This window comes from Aromatoleum toluolicum (assembly GCF_012911005.2).
Classification (GTDB): Bacteria; Pseudomonadota; Gammaproteobacteria; order Burkholderiales; family Rhodocyclaceae; genus Aromatoleum; species Aromatoleum toluolicum.
Genome location: NZ_WTVS01000138.1, coordinates 1 through 5,769 on the forward strand (window position 1 = coordinate 1; position 5,769 = coordinate 5,769).

The 5,769-nt window shown below is 67.1% G+C and carries 5 protein-coding genes; all 5 read right to left on the minus strand.

Annotated elements, in window-relative coordinates; all coding sequences use genetic code 11:
- Nucleotides 1–122: 122 nt before the first annotated feature.
- The 5 genes from GPA27_RS27625 to GPA27_RS27645 all read right to left on the minus strand — a co-directional run bounded on the left by GPA27_RS27625 (nucleotide 123) and on the right by GPA27_RS27645 (nucleotide 5,642).
- Nucleotides 123–2,537, minus strand: coding sequence for a xanthine dehydrogenase family protein molybdopterin-binding subunit (locus GPA27_RS27625; RefSeq protein ID WP_169143621.1), 2,415 nt, complete (start codon nucleotides 2,535–2,537; stop codon nucleotides 123–125).
- Between the two features lie 22 nt (nucleotides 2,538–2,559).
- Nucleotides 2,560–3,054, minus strand: a complete 495-nt coding sequence (locus tag GPA27_RS27630; RefSeq protein ID WP_169143622.1) for a (2Fe-2S)-binding protein — start codon at nucleotides 3,052–3,054, stop codon at nucleotides 2,560–2,562.
- 30 nt (nucleotides 3,055–3,084) lie between these two features.
- A complete protein-coding gene (locus GPA27_RS27635; protein ID WP_169143623.1) occupies nucleotides 3,085–3,960 on the minus strand; it encodes an FAD binding domain-containing protein in 876 nt (291 codons plus the stop codon).
- An 82-nt stretch (nucleotides 3,961–4,042) separates the two neighbouring features.
- Nucleotides 4,043–4,699 carry a nuclear transport factor 2 family protein gene (locus GPA27_RS27640; RefSeq protein ID WP_169143624.1) on the minus strand — a complete coding sequence of 219 codons (657 nt, stop codon included), beginning with the start codon at nucleotides 4,697–4,699 and terminating at the stop codon, nucleotides 4,043–4,045.
- Between the two features lie 112 nt (nucleotides 4,700–4,811).
- Nucleotides 4,812–5,642, minus strand: a complete 831-nt coding sequence (locus tag GPA27_RS27645) for an enoyl-CoA hydratase/isomerase family protein (RefSeq protein WP_169143625.1) — start codon at nucleotides 5,640–5,642, stop codon at nucleotides 4,812–4,814.
- Between the last annotated feature and the right edge of the window lie 127 nt (nucleotides 5,643–5,769).

A 5,769-nucleotide genomic window follows, 5' to 3' on the forward strand; every position in this document is an offset into this window, starting at 1 on the left:
GGGGATGGGTTAACCAGACGTGGCCGAAACCCATCCCCCTCCTAACCTCCCCCTTGAAGGGGGAGGGATTAGGTGCCTGGGAATCCATTCGACTGCTCGGGTAATCACTGACATCACGTAACTTAATGGCCGTGCTGCCCGTGCAGCAGGTTCCACAGCCGGCGCGGGGACGCGGGGGTTTCCCGACACTCGAGGCCGAGGGGCGCCAGGGCGTCGTTGATCGCACACAGCAGTGCCGCGGGAGTCGTGTGGATCGCGCCTTCGCCACACCCCTTGGCGCCCAGCGGCGCGATCGGGGAAGGGGTGACGATGTGATCCTTCACCGTCATCGGCACTTCGTGGATGGTCGGCATCAGGTAATCGACGAAGGTGCTCACCAGCGGCTGGCACTGCGGGTCGTAGACGTACTCCTCGTAGAGCGCGGCGCCTACGCCTTGCGCGACGCCGCCCTGTAGCTGCCCTTCGACGTTCGCGGGGTTCAGGCGCGTGCCGCAGTCGTCGACGATGTAATAGCCGAGGATCTTGACTTGCCCCGTATCGCGGTCGATTTCGACCTGGACAACGTGCGTGGCGGCAGCGGCGGTGAGATAGCTGCGGCAGCGGCCCTGGTCGTCGGGCAGATTGCGGTTCGGCGACACCCACACGAAGGTGGCTTCCGGGCAGGGCTCGACGCCGGGGGGCAGCAGGTCGCTGCGTGAGAGCATGAGGCCCGCGACTTCCGCGATGGTCATGCCGTGGGCAGGTGCGGCCTTGAGTTGCAGGCGGCCGTTCATCAGTTCGACTTGGTCGGGCTCCGTCTGCATCACGTGCGCGACCACGCGGCAGAAAGTTTGCCGGAGCTTGTCGCAGGCGCCCAGGATCGCGCCGGTCACAGCGACGCCGAGCCGGCTCCCGCCCTGGCCAAAGTGGGGTAGGGCGACGTCGGTGGAGGCGGTGGTGACCTTGACCGCGTTCATCTCGACGCCGAGGTAGTCGGCGACGACCTGCGCGGCGACCGTGAACTGGCCCTGGCCCTGCAGGTTGAAGCCGATCGCGACGGTGATGTTGCCGAAGACGTCGACGGCGACCTTCACGCCCTCGGGGACGCCGACGCCGGGTACGCCGACGGTGGCATAGGCGTTCCAGTCGAAGACGCCCGGCTCGACGGTGCTCACCACGGCGATGCCGACCAGGCGGCCCTCGGCGCGGGCTTTCGCCTGGGACTCGCGCAGTGCCTTGTAGTCGGAGAGTTCGAGGACACGGTCGAGCACCGCGGCGTAGTTGCCACTGTCGTACTCGTTGCCGCTCGGCACGGTGTAGGGAAACTGCTCGGGCCCGATGTAATTGCGGCGGCGCAGCTCGGCCGGGTCGAGCGCGAGTTCGCGTGCAGCGACGTCCATCAGCGATTCGAGGACGAGGTTGTGCGGCGGGGGGCCGTAGCCGCGGTAGGGGTAGGTGGGCGCCCGGTTGGTGGCGACCAGCGTCAGGTCGTAGAAGGCCGCCTCGATACGATAGTTGCCGGTGAAAGCCGCGAGCGGCTTGGCGGCCGAGATGGTCCCGTAGCCTTCGGCGCCCGCGCCCTGGTCATCGACGAGTCGCACCTTGAAGCCCGTCACGGTGCCGTCGGCCTTGAGGGCGATGGCCGCGTCGTAATAGCGGTCCCAGGACTGTCCGCCGCCGGCGAGCAGGTATTCCATGCGGTCTTCGATGTACTTGACGGGGCGTCCATCGCACTTGCGCGACAGCAGCGCCGCGATGTCGGTGCCGCGCGGCCCGCCCTTGCCACCGAAGCCGCCGCCCTGGGCGTGGCTGATGATCTTGACCTTGTTGGCCGGCAGACGCAGCGAGGCGGCGCGGCCGATCGCCATGAAGCGCGGCGTCTGGTAGGCGCCGCGGCAGGTGAGGCTGTTGTCGGCGAGGTCCCACTGGCAGATGCAGCCGAAGGTCTCGGTGGGGTTGGCGCCGACGCGGTTCCAGCGGAATTGGCGGCTGACGACGCGGTCGGCCTCGGCGAACACGCGATCGACCTCGCCCCAGGTATAGGTGCGGCTCTGGATCACGTTGGTGCCGCGGTTCTCGAACACGAGGGGGGCGCCGGACGCCATGGCCTCGTCCGGGTTCGCGACGGGATCGAGCACTTCGTACTCAACCTGGATCAGCTCGAGCGCATCCTCGGCGATATAGCGGCTGCTGGCGGCGACGGCCACGACGGGTTCGCCGACGAATCGCACCTTGCCGACCGCCAGGCAATAGTTGCCCCATCCTTCGGGTGCGGTGAAACAGGGGTCGCACCAGCGTTCGACGTCCTCGCCCGTCAGTACCGCTTCGACGCCGGGCAGTTCGAGTGCGGCGCTGGCGTCGATGGCGGTGATGCGCGCATGCGGATGCGGGCTGCGCAGGATCGCGCAGTGAAGCATGCCGGGCAGGGACAGGTTGTCGATGAACTCGACGGTGCCGGACACGAGCGCGGGATCTTCGATGCGGTTGACGGCCTTGCCGATGAAGCGCGTGGCGCTAGTCGGCAGCTGATCGGTGCGGGTGGGAATGTCGATCGCCATGAGGGGAGGTCCGTGAGCCGCGTCAGGCGGCAGTGGCTGTGTTGATCCGGCTTGCGGCAAGACGCACCGAGTCCAGGATGCTCTGGTAGCCGGTGCAGCGGCACAGGTTGCCGCCCAGGGCTTCCTTGATCTCCTCGTCCGTCGGGTCGGGGTTCTCCCCCAACAGTTCGAGGGTGGTCATGATGAAACCGGGGGTGCAGAAGCCGCACTGCAGGCCGTGGGCATCGACGAAGGCTTGCTGGATCGGATGCAACTGTCCGGTCTCGCGGTTGCGCAGCCCTTCGATGGTGGTGATGCTGGCGCCGTCAGCCTGCACGGCAAGGGTCAGGCACGCGCGCGCGGAACTGCCGTCGATGAGGATGGTGCAGGCACCGCAAATGCCATGTTCACAGCCGACGTGGGTGCCGCCCAGGTGCAACTCGTGGCGGATGAAGTCGGCCAGCGTGAGGCGAGCTTCGACCTCGCGTTCGTAGGGCTTGCCGTTGACGGTGAGGCGGATGGTTTTCCGGGTGCTCATGGTGAACCTCGTGCCTGGAGTGAGAAGGCTTCAGTGCGCCCGCGCGGCCGCATCGGCGAGCGCGCGCTCGAGCAGGGTGCCGACGAGGTGGCGCCGGTATTCGGCGGAAGCGTGGATGCAGCTCATCGGATCGGCGAGCGAGGCTGCTGCAACGGCCCCCGCCCGGGCGAAGCTTTCGGTGGTTGGGACGGCCCCGCGCAGTGCGTCTTCGGCCTCGCTCAGGCGCACGGCGGTCGCATCGATGCCGAATGCGGCAATGCGCGCGTCGGCACAGCGACCCGCTTTGAGGCGCAGCGTGAGCGCGACGCCGGCAAGTGCGAGGTCGCCGCTGCGGCGCGTGATCTCCCGGATGGCCCAGCCGGTTCCGGGGGGCAGCACCGGCATGCGAACCTCGGTAAGGACCTCGCCCGGCTCGAGCGCGGTGGTCATGTAGGTGACGAAAAACTCGGCGGCCGGGATCACGCGCTCCCCGTCGGGACCGGTGGCGACCATCTCCATGTCGAGCACCAGCGCGACGGCGGGGTATTCGGAAGCCGGATCGGCATGCGCAAACGAACCGCCGACGGAGCCACGGTTGCGGATCTGCTGATGTCCGACGAGTCGCGTGGCAGCATGGAAGAGCGGCTGGCGCTCGCGGACGAGCTCCGATAATTCGGCGGCGCGCTTGCTCGCCATTGCACCGATCGCGATTCGGCCGTCCTGCAGGCGAATGTGGTCGAGGCCGGGCACTTGGCGGAGGTCGACCAGGGCATCGGGTCGCGCGACGCGCATCGCCAGCATCGGCATGAGACTCTGGCCACCGGCCAGGATCTTGGCGTCGCAGCCCTCGTTTTCGAGACGCGCGAGCAGGGTGACGGCGTCGGCGAGGGAGGTCGGGGCGTGGTATTCGAACGGTGCCGGTTTCATGGCGCGGCCCTCGGTGCGGGTCTGGGGGATCGGTGGCGCTGACTTTATGCGGGTGGGGAGGTACCCGCATCACCAGGATGGGTTATTGCGAGGCGACCGGCGTCTCCTGGCCGTCGCGGCACAGCCCGTCGCCGTGACAGTGGCGATCGACCTTGCGGCCGTGCTCGGCGAGGTAGTCGACGGTGACGTTGGGCAGCTTGTCGAGCTTCTCCACGATCTCGTAGTGGCGCTTGTACTCGGTGCTCCGGAGCAGCCACTTGCCGTCGACCTTCACGTAGCGGTCGCGGTAGAAGGCGGTGCCGGTCGTGTACAGCTTCTCGCGGAGGTTGTAGAAGTTGTCGTGCAGGTACCACATCCCTTCCGCCTCGGTCGGGCTGATGAGGCGGATTTCGGGGTGATGGCCGTTGTGTTGGGCGATGACTTCGCTGTTGAAGTTGTTGCCGATGGCTTCGAGGTACTGCTCGCGGCCCGTGAGCTTCCACTCGTAGCCGCCGCCGATGAAATGCACGGTGACCTCGGGGTGCATGATGCTGCGCAGAAGGGGCAGGTCGGCACTGTCGATGCCGCGGAAATACGCGTGCTTCAGCATGCGGATTTCCTCGATGTCCTTCAGTGCGCGCAGTTCGGCCTGCAGGGCCTTGAGCTGCCCGGCCACGTTGTCGGCTTTGGGCGGTGCCGCGGCGAAGGCCGAGGACGAAAGGATCAGTGCGGCAACGGCCGCGAGGGTGAATCTGCTCATCTCAACTCCATGTCGTGGCGCCCGCGGCGCGTGGCGCGCCATCGGATCGGTGTCGTGTCGGGGTTGGTGATGAGGGGGCCGGCCCGGTCTGCGCCGCGCTCGGCCGGGCGTGTCAGATACCGCGATACACCGGCTTGCGTTTCTCGAGGAAGGACTGGGTGCCTTCCTTGGCGTCGAGCGACGAGGCGACGATGACGCCGGCAATGCCTTCGTAGTCGAGCATCTGTTCGAGCGTCGCGGTCTGGCCCATGTAGATCATGCGGCGCGCCATGTCGACGGCGACGCTGGCGCGTTGGGCGAGGGTCTTCGCGTACTCAAAGGCGGCAGCGAAACTTTCGCCTTCCGGCACGAGCTCGTCGACGAGCCCCATCGTCTTGCATTCCTCGGCGCGGAAAACGCGCCCGGTCTCGACCATCATCAGCGCGGTGGGTAGGCCGACCACGCGCGGCAGGAACCACGACAGCCCGCAGTCCGGCGCGACGCCGACGTTGGTGAAGATGGCCGACATCTTGAGGGTCGTGTCGGCGAAGCGGCGGTCGCACACCATGGCGTAGGCAAGTCCCGCGCCTACTGCGTGCCCGTGGAGCGCGGCAACGATGGGTTTGTCGACGGCGATCATCTGCCGCGTCGCGTCCATGAAGGGGCCGCCCGGAGTCTTGCGCTGCGAGCGCGAGATCGGACGCGACGCGTCCGAGGTGCCCGGCATAGGCCGGTCGCTGTCACCGGAAATCCAGTCGATGTCGCCCCCCGCGCAGAAGGCGCGCCCGGCGCCGGTCAGCACGATGGCGCGAACTTCATCAACGTAACGCCAGCGGTAGAAGACCGTGGCGAGTTCCTCGGCAAGTTCCCAGCTCAGTGCGTTGAGCTTCTCCGGGCGGTTGAGCGTGATGATCCCGACGTTGTCTTCGATGCGGGTGGTGAGGTATTTGTATGTGTCCGGCATTCCTGTCTCCGGTATCGATTCAGTTGCCCCGCTGTCAAACAGACGAAACCCTGTCGGGTTTAGCGTTCCTCCCCCTTCAAGGGGGAGGTTAGGAGGGGGATGGGTCTCTGCGGCGACTGCTAAACCC

What these genes read in the sequence shown, in the direction of transcription:
- GPA27_RS27645 (WP_169143625.1), bottom strand. Translation starts at nt 5,642, where the DNA reads ATGCCGGACACATACAAATACCTCACCACCCGCATCGAAGACAACGTC.
- GPA27_RS27630 (WP_169143622.1), bottom strand. Translation starts at nt 3,054, where the DNA reads ATGAGCACCCGGAAAACCATCCGCCTCACCGTCAACGGCAAGCCCTAC.
- GPA27_RS27640 (WP_169143624.1), bottom strand. Translation starts at nt 4,699, where the DNA reads ATGAGCAGATTCACCCTCGCGGCCGTTGCCGCACTGATCCTTTCGTCC.
- GPA27_RS27635 (WP_169143623.1), bottom strand. Translation starts at nt 3,960, where the DNA reads ATGAAACCGGCACCGTTCGAATACCACGCCCCGACCTCCCTCGCCGAC.
- GPA27_RS27625 (WP_169143621.1), bottom strand. Translation starts at nt 2,537, where the DNA reads ATGGCGATCGACATTCCCACCCGCACCGATCAGCTGCCGACTAGCGCC.